Origin of the sequence: Mariniflexile sp. AS56, from assembly GCF_030552475.1 — a bacterium.
GTDB lineage: Bacteria > Bacteroidota > Bacteroidia > Flavobacteriales > Flavobacteriaceae > Mariniflexile.
The window spans coordinates 1-22,211 of the sequence record NZ_JAUPED010000003.1; the positions used below are offsets into that span (position 1 = coordinate 1).

Sequence of the window (22,211 nt, forward strand, 5' to 3'; positions counted from 1 at the left end):
TATATGATGACACATATAGAAGTACTTTAGTGAAAATTTAATGCATTTTTACTTGTTTTTTACCACAGTACTTTGTTCTGGTTTGTATTTATTTTTATTAACCAGATGTCCCGTTAGGAATTCCTCCCTTAATAACCCAGTTTCCATTCTCTTTAATTAAAATTCGAATACCATTTCCTCCTGTTTTATTTTTTGTGTAAGTTTCATGGATAATGGCTTTTTTCTTGTCTTTAGTAAATAAGGGTTCGGAAAATCGAATTAACGGTATTGAATCTCTATATCGTTCTATGTCCTTTAATGAAATCAGTTTTACTTTATTGTTTTTTATATTTGATTCCTGCCAATTTTCAATGGACCATGACTTATATTTTTCGTTCATTTCATCTAGCTCTTTTAAAGATATGATATCCACGACTTTTTGATATAAAATTTGATAGGCAACTGTATTCTTTTTGGAATTATAGGCTCTATAGTAAGGATTTAAAATATTTATAGGTTTAAAGGCATTTTCATTAAAATAAGTTTCTCTTATTAACAATACTGAATCATATTCTTTCAAAATAACGTTGACAATTTCTTGAGTATCCTTATTCAATATACCTATTTGACTTTTACAAGAGACACACAACAATAGTATAAATAATTTCACTAAAAGATGATTTTGTGTATTTTTCATAATATTAAATTTTTAGTTGCAGGGGTTTCCTTGTGCGGTTGCTGAATCCGTATCTTCAGCAAGATTAATGTTTTCAATTCTTGTTCTATCTGCCTCACTCAAATCCGATATTGATTGAAATATTTGAGTATTCATTAAACCTCCCCAAGCCAAGTCGTTATAATATTGGTTAGTATTTTGATTATTATCCCAAATTGAGATAGCATTCGAAATTGTGTTGACATAGTTTCTGGCCATTTCTTCATGGTGATATTGATTCCATCCTGCAGCACTATTTGGGTCTCCATATTTTTTTGCAACCAAGTCATTCCAAAGTTCTGGAAATGTTTTAATGAAATCATCTACATTAGAATCCACATAACTTAAAATATAAGCATGAATGGCTTCGTGCACTATTGTACGTGCAATAGCTGTCGTTGTTGCAGAATTTACAAAATTAGGATTGATTTTTGTCAGATAATTATTTGCTGTTTGATTATTCCAATCTGTATTTGCAGCGTCGGCTGTAATACTAGTTTCAAGCGTCCAATTAAAATCTGAATTTTCATCTAAAAATTGATTGACGATATCTTCAATTGCATTGCCATTTTGAATAGCTTCTAAAATAGCTTTTGAGCAAGCGTCTAAATTATCCGAGTCAATCTTGTCATCTATTGTTGCGTTTGCATTAGAATTGCCACCTGTCCCAGTGCCACCACCATAACCATCATCTCCATCATTCCAGTCCCAATCATCACTGCAAATTTGAAAAGTATGAATTAAAGTACTCTCTTGAGTTCCGTCAGAATAGGTGACAATTTCATACACTCCGTACCATTCACAAACGGGTTCGGGGGCTTCAGCTGATCTGTTAGCTGTAGAATCGGATTTATTGTTTGAATAATTCGGGATTAATCGATTTTCTTGATCAAATGAAATGGAAGTCAATTTCAATATTTCAGATCTTTCCTTTATGTTTGAGTAATTCGAAATGAAAACCTTTAGGTTTACTGAATATGGTTCACTTCCACTTTTCCCGAATATGAGAAATGGATAAGTCATTTTATTCTTAGATTGCTTTTTATTCTTTTACGTTAAAGACAAGTTAGAACTTGAAAAAGGAACATAAAGTTTTTCATTTTTTAAAAAAGAATTATTCCAATCTATTTTACCTTTATAAAAGCTGTTCTTAGTTATTGGTAGATTAGGGTTTTGCTCGAACCAGTTTTTAGCCTCAACCACATTTTGAGGTAGTTCATCATATAATGCACCCTGTTGGCAACTTAATACTGTTATTGCGATTGCTACAAGTAAATTTATTTTTTTTAAATGTTGTTTCAGTTTTTTCATAATTCATTAAGGTTTTAAAGTTAGTGAAAATGTTTATTGTTTTGGTCTTATAAACCATAACTTCAGGATATAGATAGTTTTAATTGCTTACATCCAGAATTAAACGAATTTATAATTTTTTTCGCACAAAGTCAATTAATTTATTGAGGCAACTAAAAGTTTTTTATGTTTTTCAAATGGCTTTAAGATGAGCCAAATAATTTTAGAGTATCCCTAAATTATTAGTATTTGCGAGATAGTTTTCAATACTCGTGTTCCAACTATTAAAAATTCATAAATTATCGTATTTTTGCTGCACAATTTAAAAGGTAGATGTTAGACAAATTACAAATAGTAAAGCAACGTTTTGATGAGGTGAGTGATTTAATCATTCAGCCAGATATCATGACCGACCAAAAACGATACATTGCATTAAACAAAGAATATAAAGACCTTAAGATTCTCATGGAGAAACGTGAGGAATATATCGAGGTAACTAATAATTTTGCTGAAGCTGAAGGAATTATTTCAGAAGGTGGTGATGCAGAAATGGTTGAAATGGCCAAAATGCAATACGATGAAGCTAAAGAGCGTATCCCACAAATTGAAGATGAAGTAAAATTCCTTTTAATTCCGAAAGATCCTGAAGATGCTAAAAATGCTGTAGTAGAATTACGTGGAGGAACCGGTGGTGATGAAGCGAGTATTTTTGCTGGCGATTTGTTTAGAATGTATTCCAAGTATTGTGAAAGTAAAGGCTGGAAAGTGGATACGGTAGATTTTAGTGAAGGTACTAATGGTGGCTTTAAAGAGATTCAATTTGAGGTTACTGGTGAAGATGTGTACGGTACTTTAAAATTTGAAGCCGGTGTACACCGTGTACAACGTGTACCGCAAACAGAAACCCAAGGGCGTGTGCATACCAGTGCAGCAACCGTTATGGTGTTTCCGGAAGCTGAAGAATTTGATGTGGAAATTAACCCAAAAGAAGTTAGAATTGATTTTTTCTGTTCATCAGGTCCTGGTGGTCAGTCTGTAAATACAACGTATTCTGCAGTACGTTTAACGCATATTCCAACGGGCTTAGTGGCGCAATGTCAAGACCAGAAATCGCAACATAAAAATAAAGAAAAAGCGTTTAAAGTATTACGTTCTCGACTTTATGAAATGGAATTGGCTAAGAAAAACGAAGCTGATGCCGCTAAACGTGGTACCATGGTAACTTCAGGTGATAGAAGTGCTAAAATTAGAACCTATAACTATCCGCAAGGGCGTGTAACCGACCATAGAATTGGTTTAACGCTTTACGATCTATCAAATATTGTAAACGGAGATATTCAAAAAATTATAGATGAATTACAATTAGCTGAAAATACTGAAAAGTTAAAGGCTAATAGCGACGTGATTTAGATTCCATATGGGTTTTTCCTTAGGGAAAGATATTAGGACGAGTAGAATAAAACAAGAATAAGCACAAAACAGTTTCCTCCTTTGGAGGATTAAGGAGGAATGACAACAAACCAACTAGTAACTGAGATCAAAAAAAAACAATCCTTTCTATGTATTGGGTTAGATGTCGATTTAAATAAAATACCACAGTATCTTTTAAAAGAAGAAGATCCTATTTTTGCTTTTAATAAAGCGATTATAGACGCCACGCATCACTTATGTGTGGCCTATAAACCAAATACGGCGTTTTACGAAGCTTATGGTTTAAAGGGGTGGAAATCTTTAGAGAAAACCATTAAATATATAAACGAAAACCATCCAGAAATTTTTACTATTGCCGATGCAAAACGTGGTGATATTGGGAATACCAGTACCATGTACGCAAAAGCTTTTTTTGAAGATTTAGCTTTCGATTCGGTTACGGTGGCTCCCTATATGGGGAAAGATTCTGTAGAGCCTTTTTTGGCGTTTGAAGATAAGCATACCATTCTATTGGCATTAACTTCAAATCAAGGTGCTTTCGATTTTCAAACGAAAACAGTAGACGGTACAGAATTGTATAAACAAGTGTTAGAAACTTCTAAAACTTGGAAAAATTCTCAGAATTTAATGTACGTTGTTGGTGCGACTAAAGCAGAATATTTAGCGGATATTAGAAACATTGTACCAGATAGTTTTTTGTTAGTTCCTGGAGTTGGGGCGCAAGGAGGTAATTTGCAAGATGTTTGCAAATACGGAATGAATGCCCAAGTTGGTTTGTTAATAAACTCTTCTAGAGGTATTATTTACGCATCTAATAGCGCCGATTTTGCGCAGGTTGCAGCAGCTAAAGCTTTAGAGCTTCAGCAAGAAATGCAAGCAATTTTATCTGAATAGCAATTAACCGTTTACCGTATGGGAATAGTCAACCTTGTGGATGTCTTCTACAAAGTTTGAAATGATTCTTTCAATTTCTTTTAAATTCATTAACTTATTTAAATTGGGCTTAATTTTGCCAACTTTACAAAAATGTGGACTCATAACTTCTTTTTGTTTAAAGTACGGAAGTTTTGAATTACTGGATGTAACTTAATAGTTAAAGAATTGATAAAAAAAAGCTTAAATTAAATTTGTGCGTGATTTCTTGAAAAATAACGCAGTGCATTTAATTTGTTTAGAAGCCGCATGGCTCTAAATTCAGCGAGATCGCTAACTTCAGAATCTGTTTGGCGGAAATTATAGGCTTGCTCCATGAGTTGTTTGTATTGCTCATCGAGTTTTTCTTGACGGTTTTTTATGGTATCGTTGACTCTCATATAGTTGACTGAATAACAGGGTATTAAATATACATTTTTTATTCAGAAATGAAAATAAATATTTAATTTATTTTTCAGCCACTAAAAAAAGAGCTTTTATTAATCTTGAAGCGCGAATACTTTCCTTAATAAATCGGTGGTTCTAGACGATAAATTGGTGCGAATTTCTTTTTCTTCAACAGCAATCATGGTGTAAACACCTTTTAGAGCTTCACCTGTAACGTAGTCTGTTAAGTCTGGGTTTACGTTGGCAGTAAAAGGAATGCTATTGTATTTGTTAATAAGGTTGCTCCAAATTTCATCGGCTCCTACTTTACTAAATGAATTTTTAATTACAGGGTTGAATTTATCATATAACGCAGTTTGAGTTTTCCCGTTTAAATATTGGGTTGCTGCATCATCATTACCAATTAAGATATTCTTAGCATCAGCAAAAGTAATGCCTTTAACAGCGTCGATAAATATTGGTGTTGCTTCTTTTACGGCGTCTTCAGCAGCTCTATTCAGTGCTTTTAAGCCTTCATCAGCCAATTTACTTAAACCAATATCTCTAAGACCTTTGTCTACTTTTTGTAACTCTTCAGGTAATAAAATTTTAACTAAGTCATTTTTATAAAAACCATCTGTTTGAGTCAGTTTTGCTACTTGTTTGTCGATACCAAAATCCAAAGCTTGTCTTAAACCCGATGCAATTTCATCATTTCCAATACCAATGCCACCTTGTGGAAGTTGGTTTATAACTTGTTGTAGTTCTGCACAAGCAGTAAGGTTTAATACTAAAAATAAAACTAAAATTTTACGAATCATGATTTTTGAATTTTGGGGTTTTACGAATGCCAAAGATAGGGGTTTATGAGAAAATAACTGTTTTATTATTGTAAACCATTACTTTTCTATTTGTGTGTAATTTAACCGCATTGGCCAACACTATTTTTTCTAAGTCACGTCCTTTAGCGATTAAATCTTCAATAGCATGTGAATGTGTTACACGTGTCACACCTTGGTCTATAATAGGGCCAGCATCTAACTCTTCGGTTACATAATGACTGGTGGCGCCTATAATTTTAACACCGCGTTTAAATGCGGAATGGTACGGTTTAGCACCTACAAAGGCTGGTAAAAATGAATGGTGTATGTTGATTATTTTGTTTGGGTATTTAGCAATTAAGTTGCTAGAAATAATTTGCATGTAGCGCGCCAAAACAATAAAGTCAATTTTATGTGCTTCTAATAATTCAAGTTGTTTCTGTTCAGCAGCTTCCTTAGTGTCTTTCGTTACCGGAATGTGGTAAAACGGAATCTTAAAATTATCAGCAATAGATTTTAAATCTAAATGATTACTGATGATAAAAGGAATCTCCAAATTAAGCTCTCCTGAATTGTAGCGTCCTAATAAATCATACAAACAATGGTCGTACTTAGAAATGAAAAGTGCCATTTTTGGTTTTCTTGCAGAAGAATAAATACGCCACTTCATACCGAATTTGGCAGCCAAAGCATTTCTAAATGAGTCTTTAAAAGCATCGGCTGTAAAAGAGTCGTGTATAAACTCACTTTCTAAGCGCATGAAAAAGATATTTTGCTCTCTGTCAACATGTTGGTCTATGTATACAATGTTTCCTTGTTTTTCTGCGATGAAATTTGTTACAGAAGCAATGATGTTTGGTTTGTCTTTACAATGAATTAAAATCGTAATCTTTTGCATGCTTTATTTAAATCTTTTATAGTTTCAAAATTAACCTAAATATTAGAGACCAATTAACTGTGATTATAATTTTAGATAATCGTCTGTAAATGCTTAGTTTTTTTGAATATTTCGTAAATTTGAGCCAGATATATCAATATTTATTAAAATGACTGAAACAAAACCTTATAAACCTAAGTATAAAGTTAGAATTGTAACGGCGGCCTCATTATTTGATGGGCACGATGCTTCTATTAATATTATGCGTCGAATTATTCAAGCTACTGGTGTGGAAGTGATTCATTTAGGGCATGATAGAAGTGTTGAGGAAGTGGTGAATACGGCCATTCAAGAAGATGTGAATGCTATTTGTTTAACCTCATACCAAGGCGGTCATAATGAGTATTTTACTTATATGTTTGATTTGCTAAAGGAAAGAGGTGCGGGTCATATTAAAATTTTTGGCGGTGGCGGCGGTGTTATTCTGCCATCTGAAATTAAGGAATTAATGGATTATGGGATTACCCGTATTTATTCGCCTGATGATGGACGTGCTATGGGCTTGCAAGGTATGATTAATGACTTGGTTCAAAAATCTGATTTTGCTGTTGGAGATGTCTTAAATACTGATGTGGATTTACTTCAGAATAAAAACGATAAAGATATTGCACGTATTATTTCTTCTGCGGAAAATTTTCCTGAAATAGCGAAAGATGTTTTAAACAAAATACATGCTAAAAATAAAAAGTCTAAAACACCAGTATTAGGAATTACAGGTACTGGTGGAGCCGGAAAATCGAGTTTGGTAGATGAGCTGGTACGTCGTTTTTTAATTGATTTTCCTGAGAAAACAGTTGGGATTATTTCGGTTGATCCTTCAAAAAGAAAAACAGGTGGCGCTCTTTTGGGTGATAGAATTCGTATGAATGCCATAAACAATTCGAGGGTGTATATGCGTAGTTTGGCAACCCGACAGTCTAATTTAGCTCTTTCAAAATATGTGCATGAGGCTATTGAAGTGTTGAAAGCTGCCGAATACGATTTAATTATATTAGAAACATCGGGGATTGGACAGTCTGATACCGAAATTATAGAACATAGTAATGTGTCCTTATATGTTATGACGCCAGAATTTGGTGCTGCAACCCAATTGGAGAAAATTGATATGCTCGATTTTGCCGATTTAGTCGCTATTAATAAATTTGACAAACGCGGATCTTTAGATGCCTTACGTGATGTTAAAAAACAATACATGCGTAATAATAGTTTGTGGGATATACCACAAGACCAATTACCTGTTTTTGGAACCATTGCATCTCAGTTTAACGACCCAGGAATGAATACGCTTTATAAAGCGGTGATGGATAAGTTGGTTGAAAAAGCGTCGGCAGATTTAAAATCGACTTTTACTATTTCAGATGAAATGAGCGAGAAGATTTTTGTCATTCCGCCAGCAAGAACCCGTTATTTATCTGAAATCGCAGAGAATAATAGAGGTTACGATGCAAAAGCCATCGACCAGGTAGAGGTGTCTCAAAAACTGTATGGTATTTATAAAACGATAGAATCTGTTTTAAACGTGGTGTCCAGTGGGACGAAGCAATCTTTTCTTGATAAGTACGGTATTAATGATGCTGAGATTCAGCAGTATTTAACAGCAGAAAATAAAGATTTTATTAAACTTTTAGTATCAGAATTCGACCGTGTAAAACTCAACCTCGACCCCTATAATTGGGGAGTTATTACGGGGTGGGATGATAAGGTGAATAGATATAAAAACCCTGTGTACACTTTTAAAGTTCGTGATAAAGATATAAATATTGAAACGCATTCAGAATCCTTGTCGCATATTCAAATCCCTAAAGTGGCTTTGCCTAAATACCAAGCTTGGGGTGATATTTTAAAGTGGGTGTTGCAAGAAAATGTGCCGGGAGAGTTCCCGTACACTTCAGGTTTATACCCTTTTAAAAGAACGGGTGAAGATCCTGCGCGTATGTTTGCCGGTGAAGGAAGTCCGGAACGTACCAACAAGCGTTTTCATTATGTAAGTGCCGGTTTGCCAGCAAAACGATTGTCTACTGCTTTTGATAGTGTGACGCTTTATGGAAATGACCCCGATTTACGACCTGATATTTACGGTAAAATTGGTAATGCAGGAGTGAGTATTTGTTGTTTAGATGATGCAAAGAAACTGTATTCAGGTTTTGATTTGTTTAACGTGATGACTTCGGTGAGTATGACTATTAATGGGCCTGCTCCCATGCTTTTAGGCTATTTCATGAATGCTGCCATCGATCAGCAATGTGAAGCTTATATTAGTAGCAAGGGACTAGAGGCAGAAGTGGAAACTAAAATCGCGAAGTTATATAAAGGTAAAGAGCGCCCTAAATATAATGGCGAATTGCCATTAGGGAATAATGGCTTAGGTTTAATGCTTTTAGGAGTTACAGGAGACCAAGTATTGCCTAAAGCGGTGTATCAAGATATAAAAACAAAAACCATAGCCCAAGTTCGTGGTACTGTACAAGCTGATATTTTAAAAGAAGACCAAGCGCAAAATACCTGTATTTTTTCGACTGAATTTGCACTGCGCTTAATGGGGGATGTACAAGAGTATTTTATTGAGAATAATGTGCGTAATTTTTATTCGGTGTCTATTTCTGGATATCACATTGCCGAGGCTGGTGCGAACCCAATAACACAAATAGCGCTAACGCTATCGAATGGGTTTACCTATGTGGAATATTATTTAAGTCGTGGGATGGATATTAATAAATTCGGACCCAACTTATCGTTCTTTTTCTCAAACGGAATCGATCCTGAATATGCTGTTATTGGTCGTGTTGCTCGAAAAATATGGGCCAAGGCAATGAAACTTAAGTACCATGCGAACGAGCGTGCTCAAATGCTTAAATACCACATTCAAACCTCAGGTAGAAGTTTGCATGCCCAAGAAATAGATTTTAACGACATTCGTACTACTTTACAAGCGCTTTATGCTATTTATGATAATTGCAATTCCTTACACACTAATGCCTACGATGAAGCCATTACAACGCCAACCGAAGAATCGGTTAGAAGAGCCATGGCGATTCAACTTATTATAAATAAGGAATTAGGCTTAGCAAAAAATGAAAACCCCATTCAAGGTTCCTTTATTATTGAAGAATTAACCGATTTAGTAGAAGAAGCGGTGCTTCTAGAATTTGATAGAATAACGGAACGTGGTGGTGTTTTAGGTGCCATGGAAACCATGTATCAACGTAGTAAAATACAAGAAGAAAGTTTGTATTATGAAACTTTAAAGCATAACGGTGCGTTCCCTATAATTGGGGTGAATACCTTTTTAAGTAGTAAAGGGTCGCCAACAGTTTTACCTGCGGAAGTAATTAGAGCTACCGAAGAAGAAAAACAGTCTCAAATAAAAACCTTGCAAAACCTGCATAAGGCGCATGATACCGATGCTTTGTTAAAAGATCTTCAGCAGAAAGCCATACATAATGAAAATATTTTTGAAGCTTTAATGGATGTTTGTAAAGTGTGTTCACTTGGGCAAATCACAAATGCCTTGTTTGAAGTAGGTGGTCAATATCGCCGTAATATGTAAACAGCACAAGTTTTTGAATTCGATTAAATGAATGAACAGTTCATGTATTTTTACCCCGGTAAAAGTATATGAGCTGTTTTTGTATATGCCCTTTTTTTAAGATGCTGAAAGTCTACAAATTAATGCGTCGTTTTATCGATATTTTTTGCAAATCGAAACCACTCACAGTTTTTAGAAGCCCTCTGAACTAATTTTTTTATTGAAATTTTTTGGTTTTTAAAGGTTAATGTAGATTTACCTTGTAGAAATTAATTATTAGATACTTATAACGCGTTTCTAATGAAAATATCACAAAAAAAACGTGTCGTTAATTTGTGAATATTGTAAAGTTAGAACTAAAAATATACTGTTTTTTAAATTAAAAAGAACAAGACTCTCAGTTGTTTTTTTTGGAATCCTTGTAGAAATACAGGGATTTTTTTGTTTTGATATGTATAGGGTGAAAGTTGATTATAACGTCAACATCCAAGTGCGTTGCAATTGTTTAAACTTTTTTAATTCACTACGTAAAATAGGTAAGAAGTCTTTTCCGTCGCTGTTAGAATGTTCTAAACGGTACGAGTTTTTATAAAGCATATTGGTTAAGCGACGTAGCGATGCAATGTGTTTGTGCTTTCTATCTGTATAACGTTCTAACTCTGCATTCGCAATTTCTGGAGCTAATGAAATGGACTGTTGTATAATGTCGCCAGAGAAATAAATATGCTTATCTTCTGATCCATCGCTTTTTAGGGCTGATAAATCGTGATTTAGATACATAGAAATGCTTTGGGATAGTGCAAATATCTCAATAGCTTTTTTATAAATCGGTAATTCCGATAGGTTTGATGGGGTATTCGATAACATATTCTTCTTTTCTTAGCAATTGTATCAAAATTACTCACAAGAATTGATAAACTACTTTCGGTTTTAAAGTAAAAGTGTATATTTACTTTAATTATTAATTTATTCTATCAAATTTCCTTTGAATATGAATTTGGACACACTTAACTGGAAGATTTTGAAGTGTTTGCAGGAAAATGCACGACAATCTAACGCCGAAATTGGTAGGCGCGTGGGCATTAGTTCACCCGCTGTGTCAGAGCGTATTAAGCGCATGGAAGATGCCGGTATTATTTTAGGTTATAAAACCGTGGTGTCTCCTTTAGATATGGGGTACCAATTAAAAGCCATCATAACTTTGCATGCTTTTATTGGGAAATTAAAGCCTTTTTTAGAGAAAGTAAAAACTTATGATGAGGTTTTGAACTGCTATAGAATTACTGGTAATGAAAACATTGTTATGGAAGTGCTCTTAAAAAACCAAAAACACTTAGAAACCTTTATAGACCAACTTATTGTTTATGGTGAAACAAAAACGCAAATAGTGCTATCTCACGTTATTCGTTACAAAGAAGTAAAACCTGTAAAATAGATTTTAGTGCCTTATGATATACGCCAAGGTGGATTTTTTCTATGGACTCCGGCATGATAGATAATAATTTTGTTGCCATCTAAATCCTTTAAATGTGCTTCGCGCCAAAGCCAAGGTTTGTCTTCTGGATCACTTATAAAAATGAGCCCTTTTTGTTTCAGTTGTAAAACGGTGTCATCTATGTTTTCATTTTCAAAATAAATAGATACTCCTGTTCCGCTAGGCAATTCATCTACTTTATGAATGGATATTGTGCTATCTCCGTCAGGACATTCAAACCTAACATATCTTGGAAGCGCATCTACAATAAGGTGCAAGCCCAATGTTTTGTAGAAGCCTACGGCCTTCTCAACATCTAGAGACGGAATGGTTATTTGGTTTAAGTTCATTATAGTAAGCGTTTCGAGTTTAAAGTTCGGTTAAGCATCCATAGCAAGAAGGCGCAAATAAGGGCTATTAAAGATACAATATACCAAGTCGCATTATAACCCATAGCGGCAGCTGTTTGTAAACCCGCATTATGCCCAATAATATGAGAAATTGAAAAAGCAATAGAATACAATGCCATATATTCGCCTTGGTTTCCTTTTTTGGCGCGCTCAACCGCAAAGGCGTTCGAAAAAGGAAAGGTAATCATTTCACCGAGTGTCATTAAAAGCATTCCAATGATTAAAACTCCAGACCAAGATGTGAAGTTTAATATCAATAGACTTAAGCCTGTTAAAATGGCTCCAAAACACATGAGGGCTAGTTTGGTGTATTTGGTGTTTTCTAACCATTTGATTAAAGGCATTTCAAATATAAAAATAAGAAACCCGTTCATGCCTAAAATAATTCCAATTTGAAGTTCGCTTAGTGCATGTACATCGTTATAATAAATAGTAACGGTCGAAAAGTATTGTAAAAACACAATGCCGAATAAAGCCATTGCTACCAGAAATATCATAAAAGCCTTGTCGCTATATGCCGAAACAGGATGTTTGATTTCAAAAACATCTAAAATCTTTGCCTTTTTAGGGTGCAATACTTTTATCATTAATAAGGTCGCGATAATACAAGTAATGCCATCTACCCAAAATAAACCAGCATAACTAAGTCCTGTAATGATGAGGCCGCCAATGGCAGGTCCTGCTGAAAATCCTAAATTTATAGCTAAACGTATTAAGGTAAGGGAGCGTATTTTGTTTTCGGGTTTACTATACGCGTTTAGCGCGACAAACATGGCTGGTCTAAAGGCGTCGGCAACAAGCATTACAATGAAAATACCTAAGCATATGGTTGCGAACGTATTTAAAAACTGCAAGCCTATAAATAAAACGCCCGTGGCCCACAAGCTATGAACCATCACTTTGTAATAGCCAATTTTGTCGGTTAGTTTACCGCCAATCCATGAGCCAGCTACCGAGCCCAATCCAAACGCACTCATAACCCAACCCACATGGCTTACCGTGAAATGTAAATCTTCCTTTAGGTAGAGAGACAAAAAGGGAATCACCATAGTGCCCGCTCTATTAATAAGCGTAATAAGGGCAAGCCACCATATTTCTTCTGATAGGCCTCTAAAAGTATTTATGTAGCTGTTGAATAATGTTTTCATGAGTTTTTCAGGTTGGTGTAAAACAAAACAGTCCGACTATGAAGTCGGACTGTTTACATCTTGTAATATTTATAATAACCATATCACTGCACGTAAAGAGCCCAACTGCTTCGAATCGAAGTGGTATATGACTTTTTATAAATAGTGATGTTATTGCGCATTTTTAATTTTCTGAATTACAAACTTATAGAAAATAATTGTAAGTTGTACTTTTGTTTCTAAATTATATTTTGAATGAAGTTTCTAGTAACTCTATTAGTATTTATTGTTTGTGTTGTAAGTTGTGCCCAAGAAAAAAGGGCTATTCAAGGGGATACCGATTTTCAACGGGAACTCAATGCGGAATATAAAGATGCTACCACATCACCATTAAAAGATAAGGATAGAAAGCATTTTGAAGGTTTGGATTTTTTTAAGTTCGATGCAAGCTATGTAGTTACAGCAACTTTAGAGCGCACTCCCAATACAGCCTATTTTAATATGAAAACAACAACAGACCGTGTTTCAAAAGAACGTATTTTTGGGGTTTTAACGTTTGAATTAAGAGGAATCAGTTATCAATTAAATGTCTACCAAGGAAAAGATATAATGCTTCGAGAAGGGTTTGAAGATTATTTGTTTCTGCCTTTTTTAGATGAAACTAACGGATTGGAAAGTTATGGTGGCGGTCGTTATATAGATGCCAGAATTCCTGATGGCGACACCATGGAAATTGATTTTAACAAGTCCTATAACCCATATTGTGCGTATAATGATAAGTATTCTTGCCCTATTGTGCCAAGAGAAAATTATTTAGAAACCAGGATTGAAGCAGGTGTGAAGGCTTTCGGGGAGCATTGAGTTTCTTTTAAATGGAGTAGTTGTTTTTTTATTTCCAGAAATATAGCCTCACTGGGTTGCTAAAGTTCATAGATTTCTATGGGCAGTTTGTCTGGATCCTCAAAAAAAGTAAATTTTTTATTAGTAAACGGGTCTATTCTTATGGGTTCAGTTTTAATCTTCTTTTTTGTTAAAATATCAATAGAATCTTCAATGTTTTCTACTTCGAAAGCGATATGTCTCAAGCCTGTAGATTCAGGCTGTGTTTGCCTTTCTGGTGGATTAGGGAATGAAAATAATTCTATTAAATAATTTTCATTTAAAGCTAAATCAAGCTTGTATGATTGCCTTTCTTCGCGGGATATTTCTCTTTGTATTTTAAAGCCTAATACGTTGGTGTAAAATTTCTTTGATTTATTATAGTCTTTACAAATTATTGCAATATGGTGTAGCTTGTTTATTTTGAGCATTCTATTTCTGAATTTTTAAAATGTTGTAGAACTCTAAAATAGGATTGATTTTAATTTAGACTATGAATTGTTAGATACAGTTCTCATTCCTATCTATAAATAAACCGACTACTTCACCAAAAACATCCCTAGAAACACCGCTAAAAAACCAAGAACAAAACTGGCTATGGTGTAAACAGCAAAGCTTAAAAAGTCGCCCGATTTTAAAAACACATGGTTTTCATAAGCGAAGGTTGAGAAGGTTGTAAAACCACCACAAAAGCCTGTGGCCAGGAGCAAGGTTTGGTTTTGAGAAAGGGTGTTGTTTTTTGCAGCTAATCCCAAAATAACACCAATGAGTAAACTACCTAAAACGTTGGCTAAAAAAGTGCCGTAAGGGATGCCGTTTTCGGCGTTATTTAAGTTTTTTCCAATAATATAGCGTAGCACACTACCAAAACCACCACCTAAAAAAACAAGTAAAAGACTTTTCATTTATTCTTCAATATCTTTAATAGCGATATAAATTTCGGTAACTAAATTTGCTGGGTTTGGTGTAATAATAGGGTCTGTGACGTAGGTTTCTAGCATGGGGCCATTTTCCGCAAATTCAAATCCGTTTTTTGGAATGTATTCCATAGTGGTTTCCCAAGCTTCTTTCAAATGGCTGTAATTTCCTTTTAAGGTTGTTTTAATGGCTCTAAAACTCTCGAATTTACCGGTAAGCATATGGTCTCCTTCCGCAGTAATAACCTGTTCGGTTGTAGGGATGCATGCTGAAAATATAACGGCGTTGTTGTCTTCATCCCATTTTATATAATTTATAAAAGGAGTACCTGCTAAAGTGATGTTGTTATTTAGAGCATAATTCCCCATTTTAGGAAGTATTTCGTGTATTCTTTTTTCTAACTCACTGATTTTGCAAGAGGTTGTTTGGTATAAATAATAACCGCCACTGTGTCTTGTAGTGCCATTTACCGTGATGCTGTATTTTTTCATTTCGGCCACAATAATACTATCTAATTTTTCTAAACTACGCTCGTAATGTGGTGCAATTTGTTTTTCCATACCACCAGAAAAAATACTGAAGGCTTTAAATCCAAAAGGTAAATCTTTACCAGAAATAGTCCAAGTAACATCGGTGCTCCCGTTAGGGTTGGTTTTGAAATCCCAAATAATTTCAGAAGGCGGGAAGTCTTCAAACTGCATTTGTTGTTTTATGTATTTGTTGGCAACAGCTTCTAAGGTTTTCATAGTGCCTACGCCATCTTTATCTTCCCAAGTGTAAAAAGCACCTACACCTTTGGTTTGTTCAGGTAGAGTAATAGTCATTTCTGGGTCTGCTTCTACCCAAGACGACCAGTCCTTCCAGTTTTTATAATCGATCACATTGCTATATATCACAGCGGCTGGTGCTTTTATATTTCGTGATCTACTCACTTCAAATGAGTTAGGTTGTACCGAAATATATATAGAGGTGCCTATAATGGCGATTAACAATAAAAAGGCGATGTACTTAGAAGCTTTCATTTAACTCTTTTTTAATATGATGAGAATCAAAGATAAACATTTTAAAACTCTCATTAATAAATTATTATATTTGCACTGTTAAAAATAAATATTCAATAATAAAAATCTCTTATATTCGCATAATCAATAATTAAGTTGGATTAATTATTGATTTTTTATAAGAATAATAAATATAAATAAATGAAATTGAAATCAATATTTAGCTTTGTGTTCCTAGGAGCACTTGTGTTTTCTTGCGGAAATGATAAAACTAAAGAAAATACCGAAGATTTAAAAGTAAACGAAACAACATTTGATAACAATGTTGATCAATTTGCAGACATTAAGGTGTTGCGATACCAAATTCCGGGTTGGGAGAACTTGACCTTAAAAGAACAAAAATTGGTGTATTATTTAACCCAAGCAGGTTTGTCTGGTCGCGATATTTCTTGGGACCAAAACTACAAACACAACCTTAAAATTAGAACAGCTTTAGAAAAGGTTTATACTAATTTTAATGGTGATAAAACCACCGAAAATTGGAGCGCTTTCGAAGTATATCTAAAACGTGTTTGGTTTAGTAATGGTATTCATCATCACTATTCAAACGATAAAATTAAACCAGATTTTTCAGCAGACTATTTAAATGAATTACTTGCCGAAACGCAAACCGTTTTGGAAGGAGATGCGTTTGACGTTATTTTTAACGATGTTGATGTTAAAAAAGTGAACCAAGCGAAAGGTGTGGATAATGTAGCAGTTTCTGCCGTTAATTTTTACGGAGAAGGAGTTACCAATAAAGATGTGGAAACCTTTTATGCTGCAAAAAAATCGCCAGACCCAAGTAAACCTTTATCATTTGGTTTAAACTCCCAGTTGGTAAAAGAAAATGGTGTGTTAAAGGAACGTGTTTATAAATCGGGTGGTTTATATGGTTCTGCTATCGATGAAATTATTAAATGGTTGGAATTGGCTAAAGGGGTTGCTGAAAATGAGGCGCAAGCCCATGCTTTAGGTTTATTAATTTCTTATTACAAAACAGGCGATTTACAAACTTGGGATGATTATAATGTCGCTTGGACAGCCGCAACCGAGGGGAATATCGATTATATAAATAGTTTTATTGAAGTCTATAACGACCCATTAGGCTATAGAGGTTCCTATGAAACCATTGTACAGATCAAAGATTTTGATATGTCTAAAAAAATGGAAGTGCTTTCTAAAAGTGCCCAATGGTTTGAGGATAATTCACCATTAATGGAAGCTCACAAAAAGAAAAATGTTGTAGGTGTTTCTTATAAAACAGTCAATGTTGCGGGTGAAGCGGGTGATGCTTCTCCAGGTACACCAATAGGTGTGAATTTACCAAATGCGAATTGGATTCGTGCTGCTGTTGGTAGTAAATCAGTTTCTTTAGGAAACATTGTTGAAGCTTCTAATAATGCGGGTAGTTCAGGTAGATTAAAGGAGTTTGTAAATGATGAAGAGGAATTAGAACTTGAGGAAACTTACAGTAAACAGGCCGATAAGTTGCATACTGCATTGCATGAAGTGGTTGGGCATGCATCAGGACAATTAAACCCTGGTGTTGGTGAAACCAAAGAAACTTTAAAAAATTACGCTTCCACTTTGGAAGAAGGTCGTGCGGATTTAGTTGCGCTTTATTATTTATACGACAGTAAAATTCAAGAATTAGGCCTTACAGATAACTGGGAGAAAACAGGGAAAGCAGCTTATAACGATTATATTAGAAACGGACTTTTAACACAATTAATTCGATTGAATTTGGGTGATGATGTTGAAGAAGCTCACATGAGAAATAGACAATGGATTTCGGCTTGGGTTTTTGAAAAAGGACAAACAGATAAGGTGATTGAAAAAATAACCAGGAACGGAAAAACCTATTTTAATATAAATGACTATGCGAAACTGCGTAAGCTATTTGGGGAATTATTGACAGAAACACAGCGCATAAAATCTGAAGGGGATTATAAAGCGGCTGAAGCCTTAGTTGAAAATTACGGTGTAAAAGTAGACCAGAAAATTCATGCTGAAATTTTAGAGCGTAATAAGCAATTTAAATCGGCTCCATATACGGGTTATGTGAACCCTATATTAGTTGCAAAAACAAATGAAGCTGGCGATATTATTGAAGTTCGTGTGGAAGAACCAAAAACGTTCGTAGAACAAATGTTAGACTATGGTAAAAAATTCAATTTCTTACCCGAAGTCAATTAATTTAAAGCTTAAAACAGTATAAACAAAAAAACAGAATCTTAATCAAGGTTCTGTTTTTTTGTTTACACTAAAAGTTAAAAGAATAAGATTTACCACTATAAGCGCACTAATAATTAGAATGATATTCATGGTCTTTAGTTTTGTTAGTTATCTAATAGATGCGCGATTTCACAAAAGGTTGCGTAAAGAAAGTAATATAATTTATAACTAGTGGAAATTGCTTTATCAAGAAGCAAGGTCGTCTTTTAATATGGTGTGATTTATTTATAGTGAGCTATTGGTAAATGGGTATTTTTAGTCCAACAAAAACATCGGTTGTTTTTGATGAGTCTGATATTAAATTGGATAGAATAGAGCCAGAGCCTACCGTAAGTGGTCCTAACCTAATGCCGCCGCCCCAAGCAAATTCACCGTATTGTCTAATACTAATTGGGCTATATAAACTAAATAATTTGGTTTCTAGGCGTGGAGCTAAAGTAACCGAGTTTATTGAAGTGTTTGCGTTTTCAGTGTTACTTTTTATTAGTGATAAGTTGCTTAATAAACTGATGTATATTCTTTTTCTTAAACGGTAGTCTATTAGTAAATGAAACGCCGTAGGTAATTTAATGTCTTGAGCCAGGGTAGATTCTACTCCGGTGTAATTATCTTCTAAGAATTGTTGCGTGTCTTCATTGTAATTAGTGGCGTCTACTGTTTTGTTTAAATCATAAATAGTTACAACACTTTCTTTGTAATTAATAGAGCCGATATCGGTAATTGAAGCACCGATTTTAAGCTTGTATTTGTTTTTGTTTTTAGAAAGTGAATCCTGAATTGTATTTGGCCTATACTCATAAGTGAAACCAATATCAGCTCCATAACCGGCACTTAAATTTTCGAAGGTAATATCATTATTGTCAAAGTCTTGACTGTTACCATAGGTAAGTTCACCTGTTGTGGTAAGTTCTTTGTTACTTGCAGTGTACTGTCCTGTGAAATTGGGGCTGTTTAAAAATACACTTCCTGCACCTTGAAGATATTTTAACGTAATTCCAGCTTTTAAGAAATTAGTGTTTTTATTAACTAAAGTTCGACCATACACTAAGCCTATCTCAGCCCAGGCATGTATGGTTCCAGTAAGGTCTTTTGAGTTGAAATCAAAATCTTCATTGATGTCAAAATTGTCTGATATACTTTCATAAAGTTCTCCGCTAATATTATTAATGTTTAAAAAGGCTCGTACTCTACTTACTATGCCTATACTGCTTTTTGGGCTTAGATTAAACATAAATGAAGGGCCTATAATATCTGCATTAGCAAAAAAGTTGTTTTCATCGGTAGGATATTTATTTGAGTCCGATTCAAAATCAAAACCTCCTTCAGAGTTTAAAATGTCGCTTACGTTTATTCCGAAATAATCGCTTCCGCCAAAGCCACTAACCGAGATTAAATTAATGTCTGCTTTAAATCCTGAATCTACCACATTGGAGGGATTGGAAATTAAGGAGTGGATACCAGCATAATTGTCGATACTGTGTCCAATATAACTTTGAGCGTTTAAGCTAATTGAAGTTGTGATAACAATTAGACATGCGAGGGTAATGTTTAGTGTTTTCATTTTTTGGTTGGTTTTATAATAGCACCTTAAAAATACAATGAAGATTTGTATGAAAAAATACCTAGTAATAGGTATTTTTTCATATTCATGAGGAGTATTATAGGTAAACGGTTAACTTATTGTTCTTTTAAAGATTCAATAAAGTCTATTAAAATACTGTTGAATTTTTCTGGAGAGTCTAATTGTGGCGTATGTAAAGCGTCTTTTATTAGCAAAAGTGTTTGACGCCATAGCATCGGGATGCTTAAGTTTTCAATATATGTTGTATTCACTAAAACATCATTTTCTCCACAAACGAATACTTTGGGAATGGGTGAGTCATGTAAAATAGATACTTCATTAAGCATATCCCCATTTTCAATAGATAGCGCTAAATGTTCCCTAAATTTAGCGTCTGTTTTTTTTATGCTATTTTGAATCAAATCAGTATTTGAGTTTGAGGCAAGGTTTGTTGTGAAAATCGCTATTTCAGGAGGTGTTAATTCTTTTTTGAAAAGTATAGGCATTAATTCATTTGGTAGGTAAGCCTCTCCTATATTTAAAGGCAGTTTTATGGGCGAGGTCCCAATGATGAAAATACCAATACAATGGCTTAACTGTGGTAAGGCTTGTATGGTGAAATGTCCCCCTAGTGAGTGGGCAACTAAAACGAAATTTTTAAGTTTTAAAGACTTACAAAAATCAACAAGAGTGTTCACAAATAGCGGTATAGAATAATTTGAAACAGAATCTGATTCACCATGTCCAGGTAAATCTATAGCTAAGAGTCTGAACTTATTTAAGGAAATGTTGTTTAGTTGTTTGTTGAAGCTTTGAGAACTTAATGAATTTCCGTGTATAAAAACAACTGAAATGTTCGATTGAACCTCGTTATCAAGATAAGCAATTTTTATATTGTTGAATAGTTGAACCTTTTTTATCATTATAAAACACCAGTTTTATGACAAAATGCAATCAATTCTGTAGCGTTATGGCATTTGCTTTTTTTAAGAATATTTTTTCTGTGTGAGTAAACTGTATGCTCACTAATAAATAATTGTTGGGCTATAGATTTAGTGTTGTGTTGGCTTGAAATTAATTTAATAATTTCCGTTTCTCGCCTTGTAAAAAAGTTGTTAAACTCCTTATATATTTCTCTTTTAAACGTTTTTTGTTCAATGAGCGGTGCGTTAAATTCCCAGTGTACAGTCTCGGAATTATCAAAAAAGGAAATATCGGTCAAAAGTGATAAATTGCTTTTCATTTTACCATTTCTAGTAGGTTCATAAAGTGACGATTGCCTTAGAATTTTAACATAAGTGTTGTCCTTTTTTCTGAATCTGTAGGTTAGGTTTAATGAGCTGTCTTTTAAATTATCACAGGTATAATGAGTCAGATGGTTTACCGCTGCCTGTGTAACGCGTTTAATAAGGTCTAAATCATCAGGATGCGCAATGTTAAGTAGGGTTTCTAGTGTAAATTCATCTGTAGTATAGCCTAATAATTTGTGAATGTCTTTTTGAAATGAAACACGGGCCTCTTGCCAATCAATAACATATATGCATTGCTTTGCATTTAGTGGAAAGTTTTTAATATTCGAAAAATCATTTTGAGATAAATCAAGTAATTTTAATTTCGAGGATATTTCACTTATAAATATTGATGTTGGCTGAATCATCAAACTTTAGTTTTTAAAAGTTTGGCTATTTTATTAGTAGATTATTGGGTTTTAATTTTTTGAAATATTGGGTTTGGTTAATTACTGTAAAAATATACCCAATGCTAGGTATTAATTTATTGAAAAGTAGATGTAATATTTTATAAAACAGATAAAAAGCATAAAAAGTCGGAGTGTAGCTTTTTTACAACTTCTTTTCTAAGTAATTCTTGTGCTTGATTGCAGGAAAATTAAATTTCCCCTAAAGCAAAAACTTAATAGCACTAATCATAGCGATAAAACCAATAAAGGCAATTAAAATCCAAATACTTCCAGAGTAAAAGCGTTTGTGGAGTTTTAAATCTTTGCGGTAGGTGTAACCAATTACGATGGCGAAGACAATAAAAAATAAAACTCCGAAAATGATTTGACCTTTACTAAACATATGATTAATTTTATGCAAAAATAAGCAAATATATAGATGAAAAATAAAATAGAAGCAGTAAAAGCATTTCATACCGCATTTAAAATTGGTCACAGAGAAACTCCTAAGGGCGATTTGGGGATTGATAAAAACACCTTGCGTTTTAATTTAATGAAAGAAGAAAACGAAGAGTATTTGGAAGCGGCTAATAACAATGATTTGGTTGAGGTTGCAGATGCTCTTGGCGATATGCTTTATATTTTATGTGGTACGATTATAGAACATGGTATGCAGTATAAAATTGAAGAAGTGTTTGAAGAAATACAACGTAGTAACATGAGTAAGTTAGGGGAAGATGGGCAACCTATTTATAGAGAAGATGGTAAAGTGCTAAAAGGCCCTAATTACTTTAAGCCAAACATTGCGTCTATTTTAGATAAATAAGCATCGAGATTTAGTTCTTATTACTGAATCATCTAAAATACATGCTCTGAAAGCAATTTTAG

General features: G+C 34.0%; 23 protein-coding genes. 7 read left to right on the forward strand and 16 right to left on the reverse strand.

Annotated features, from left to right (window positions below; all coding sequences use genetic code 11):
• Nucleotides 1-97 precede the first annotated feature (97 nt).
• Genes Q5N74_RS04550 through Q5N74_RS04560 form a run of 3 tightly spaced genes read right to left on the reverse strand, consistent with a single transcriptional unit; the run spans nucleotide 98 to nucleotide 2,005 of the window.
• Entirely contained in the window at nucleotides 98-676 is a 579-nt protein-coding gene (locus tag Q5N74_RS04550; protein WP_304387541.1) for a hypothetical protein, read from the reverse strand.
• Between the two features lie 12 nt (nucleotides 677-688).
• Nucleotides 689-1,717, reverse strand: coding sequence for a hypothetical protein (locus Q5N74_RS04555; RefSeq protein ID WP_304387542.1), 1,029 nt, complete (start codon nucleotides 1,715-1,717; stop codon nucleotides 689-691).
• A 27-nt stretch (nucleotides 1,718-1,744) separates the two neighbouring features.
• A complete protein-coding gene (locus tag Q5N74_RS04560; RefSeq protein ID WP_304387543.1) occupies nucleotides 1,745-2,005 on the reverse strand; it encodes a hypothetical protein in 261 nt (86 codons plus the stop codon).
• Between the two features lie 312 nt (nucleotides 2,006-2,317).
• Between Q5N74_RS04560 and prfA the strand changes: the two genes are divergently transcribed.
• Nucleotides 2,318-3,394 (forward strand): peptide chain release factor 1, encoded by a 1,077-nt coding sequence (gene prfA / locus Q5N74_RS04565; protein WP_304387544.1) that lies wholly within the window; start codon nucleotides 2,318-2,320, stop codon nucleotides 3,392-3,394.
• Between the two features lie 99 nt (nucleotides 3,395-3,493).
• Nucleotides 3,494-4,309 carry an orotidine-5'-phosphate decarboxylase gene (gene pyrF / locus Q5N74_RS04570; RefSeq protein ID WP_304387545.1) on the forward strand — a complete coding sequence of 272 codons (816 nt, stop codon included), beginning with the start codon at nucleotides 3,494-3,496 and terminating at the stop codon, nucleotides 4,307-4,309.
• Between the two features lie 3 nt (nucleotides 4,310-4,312).
• On the opposite strand, the gene Q5N74_RS04575 is transcribed toward pyrF, so the two are convergent.
• The 4 genes from Q5N74_RS04575 to purU form a co-directional block, all read right to left on the reverse strand.
• Nucleotides 4,313-4,453 (reverse strand): hypothetical protein, encoded by a 141-nt coding sequence (locus Q5N74_RS04575; RefSeq protein ID WP_304387546.1) that lies wholly within the window; start codon nucleotides 4,451-4,453, stop codon nucleotides 4,313-4,315.
• Nucleotides 4,454-4,536: 83 nt separating this feature from the next.
• Nucleotides 4,537-4,728, reverse strand: coding sequence for a Lacal_2735 family protein (locus Q5N74_RS04580; RefSeq protein ID WP_304387548.1), 192 nt, complete (start codon nucleotides 4,726-4,728; stop codon nucleotides 4,537-4,539).
• Nucleotides 4,729-4,827: 99 nt separating this feature from the next.
• Nucleotides 4,828-5,535: a DUF4197 domain-containing protein gene (locus tag Q5N74_RS04585; RefSeq protein WP_304387549.1), complete on the reverse strand. Its 708-nt coding sequence runs from the start codon at nucleotides 5,533-5,535 to the stop codon at nucleotides 4,828-4,830.
• A 43-nt stretch (nucleotides 5,536-5,578) separates the two neighbouring features.
• Complete coding sequence (purU, locus tag Q5N74_RS04590) at nucleotides 5,579-6,433, reverse strand: formyltetrahydrofolate deformylase (protein WP_304387550.1); 855 nt, start codon at nucleotides 6,431-6,433, stop codon at nucleotides 5,579-5,581.
• A gap of 148 nt (nucleotides 6,434-6,581) precedes the next feature.
• Between purU and Q5N74_RS04595 the strand changes: the two genes are divergently transcribed.
• Nucleotides 6,582-10,019, forward strand: coding sequence for a methylmalonyl-CoA mutase family protein (locus tag Q5N74_RS04595; RefSeq protein WP_304387551.1), 3,438 nt, complete (start codon nucleotides 6,582-6,584; stop codon nucleotides 10,017-10,019).
• 450 nt (nucleotides 10,020-10,469) lie between these two features.
• On the opposite strand, the gene Q5N74_RS04600 is transcribed toward Q5N74_RS04595, so the two are convergent.
• A complete protein-coding gene (locus tag Q5N74_RS04600) occupies nucleotides 10,470-10,865 on the reverse strand; it encodes a hypothetical protein (RefSeq protein ID WP_304387552.1) in 396 nt (131 codons plus the stop codon).
• A gap of 124 nt (nucleotides 10,866-10,989) precedes the next feature.
• Between Q5N74_RS04600 and Q5N74_RS04605 the strand changes: the two genes are divergently transcribed.
• Nucleotides 10,990-11,433 carry an Lrp/AsnC family transcriptional regulator gene (locus Q5N74_RS04605; protein ID WP_304387553.1) on the forward strand — a complete coding sequence of 148 codons (444 nt, stop codon included), beginning with the start codon at nucleotides 10,990-10,992 and terminating at the stop codon, nucleotides 11,431-11,433.
• Nucleotides 11,434-11,444: 11 nt separating this feature from the next.
• Here the strand turns inward: Q5N74_RS04605 and Q5N74_RS04610 are convergent, their stop codons facing one another.
• Nucleotides 11,445-11,822: a VOC family protein gene (locus Q5N74_RS04610; protein ID WP_304387554.1), complete on the reverse strand. Its 378-nt coding sequence runs from the start codon at nucleotides 11,820-11,822 to the stop codon at nucleotides 11,445-11,447.
• Nucleotides 11,822-13,030: an MFS transporter gene (locus Q5N74_RS04615; protein ID WP_304387555.1), complete on the reverse strand. Its 1,209-nt coding sequence runs from the start codon at nucleotides 13,028-13,030 to the stop codon at nucleotides 11,822-11,824. The genes Q5N74_RS04610 and Q5N74_RS04615 overlap by 1 nt, the downstream gene beginning before the upstream one ends.
• 234 nt (nucleotides 13,031-13,264) lie before the next feature.
• Between Q5N74_RS04615 and Q5N74_RS04620 the strand changes: the two genes are divergently transcribed.
• Nucleotides 13,265-13,870 carry a DUF1684 domain-containing protein gene (locus Q5N74_RS04620; protein ID WP_304387556.1) on the forward strand — a complete coding sequence of 202 codons (606 nt, stop codon included), beginning with the start codon at nucleotides 13,265-13,267 and terminating at the stop codon, nucleotides 13,868-13,870.
• Nucleotides 13,871-13,929: 59 nt separating this feature from the next.
• On the opposite strand, the gene Q5N74_RS04625 is transcribed toward Q5N74_RS04620, so the two are convergent.
• The 3 genes from Q5N74_RS04625 to Q5N74_RS04635 form a co-directional block, all read right to left on the reverse strand.
• The gene (locus Q5N74_RS04625) at nucleotides 13,930-14,319 is read right to left on the reverse strand and encodes a VOC family protein (RefSeq protein WP_304387557.1); all 390 of its coding nucleotides are present in this window, start codon (nucleotides 14,317-14,319) and stop codon (nucleotides 13,930-13,932) included.
• Nucleotides 14,320-14,427: 108 nt separating this feature from the next.
• Nucleotides 14,428-14,793, reverse strand: a complete 366-nt coding sequence (crcB, locus tag Q5N74_RS04630) for a fluoride efflux transporter CrcB (protein ID WP_304387558.1) — start codon at nucleotides 14,791-14,793, stop codon at nucleotides 14,428-14,430.
• Nucleotides 14,794-15,828 carry a GyrI-like domain-containing protein gene (locus Q5N74_RS04635; RefSeq protein WP_304387559.1) on the reverse strand — a complete coding sequence of 345 codons (1,035 nt, stop codon included), beginning with the start codon at nucleotides 15,826-15,828 and terminating at the stop codon, nucleotides 14,794-14,796. It abuts the gene before it with no gap.
• Nucleotides 15,829-16,008: 180 nt separating this feature from the next.
• On the opposite strand from Q5N74_RS04635, the gene Q5N74_RS04640 reads away from it, so the two are divergent.
• Nucleotides 16,009-18,045: a dihydrofolate reductase gene (locus tag Q5N74_RS04640; protein WP_304387560.1), complete on the forward strand. Its 2,037-nt coding sequence runs from the start codon at nucleotides 16,009-16,011 to the stop codon at nucleotides 18,043-18,045.
• Between the two features lie 274 nt (nucleotides 18,046-18,319).
• Here Q5N74_RS04640 and Q5N74_RS04645 read toward each other — a convergent pair whose 3' ends face one another.
• The 3 genes from Q5N74_RS04645 to Q5N74_RS04655 all read right to left on the reverse strand — a co-directional run bounded on the left by Q5N74_RS04645 (nucleotide 18,320) and on the right by Q5N74_RS04655 (nucleotide 21,302).
• Entirely contained in the window at nucleotides 18,320-19,645 is a 1,326-nt protein-coding gene (locus Q5N74_RS04645) for a DUF5723 family protein (RefSeq protein ID WP_304387561.1), read from the reverse strand.
• Nucleotides 19,646-19,761: 116 nt separating this feature from the next.
• A complete protein-coding gene (locus tag Q5N74_RS04650) occupies nucleotides 19,762-20,568 on the reverse strand; it encodes an alpha/beta fold hydrolase (protein WP_304387562.1) in 807 nt (268 codons plus the stop codon).
• Entirely contained in the window at nucleotides 20,568-21,302 is a 735-nt protein-coding gene (locus tag Q5N74_RS04655) for a LuxR C-terminal-related transcriptional regulator (RefSeq protein WP_304387563.1), read from the reverse strand. Before Q5N74_RS04655 ends, Q5N74_RS04650 begins: the two co-directional genes overlap by 1 nt.
• 460 nt (nucleotides 21,303-21,762) lie before the next feature.
• Between Q5N74_RS04655 and Q5N74_RS04665 the strand changes: the two genes are divergently transcribed.
• Nucleotides 21,763-22,149, forward strand: a complete 387-nt coding sequence (locus Q5N74_RS04665) for a nucleoside triphosphate pyrophosphohydrolase family protein (protein WP_304387565.1) — start codon at nucleotides 21,763-21,765, stop codon at nucleotides 22,147-22,149.
• Nucleotides 22,150-22,211: the final 62 nt, after the last annotated feature.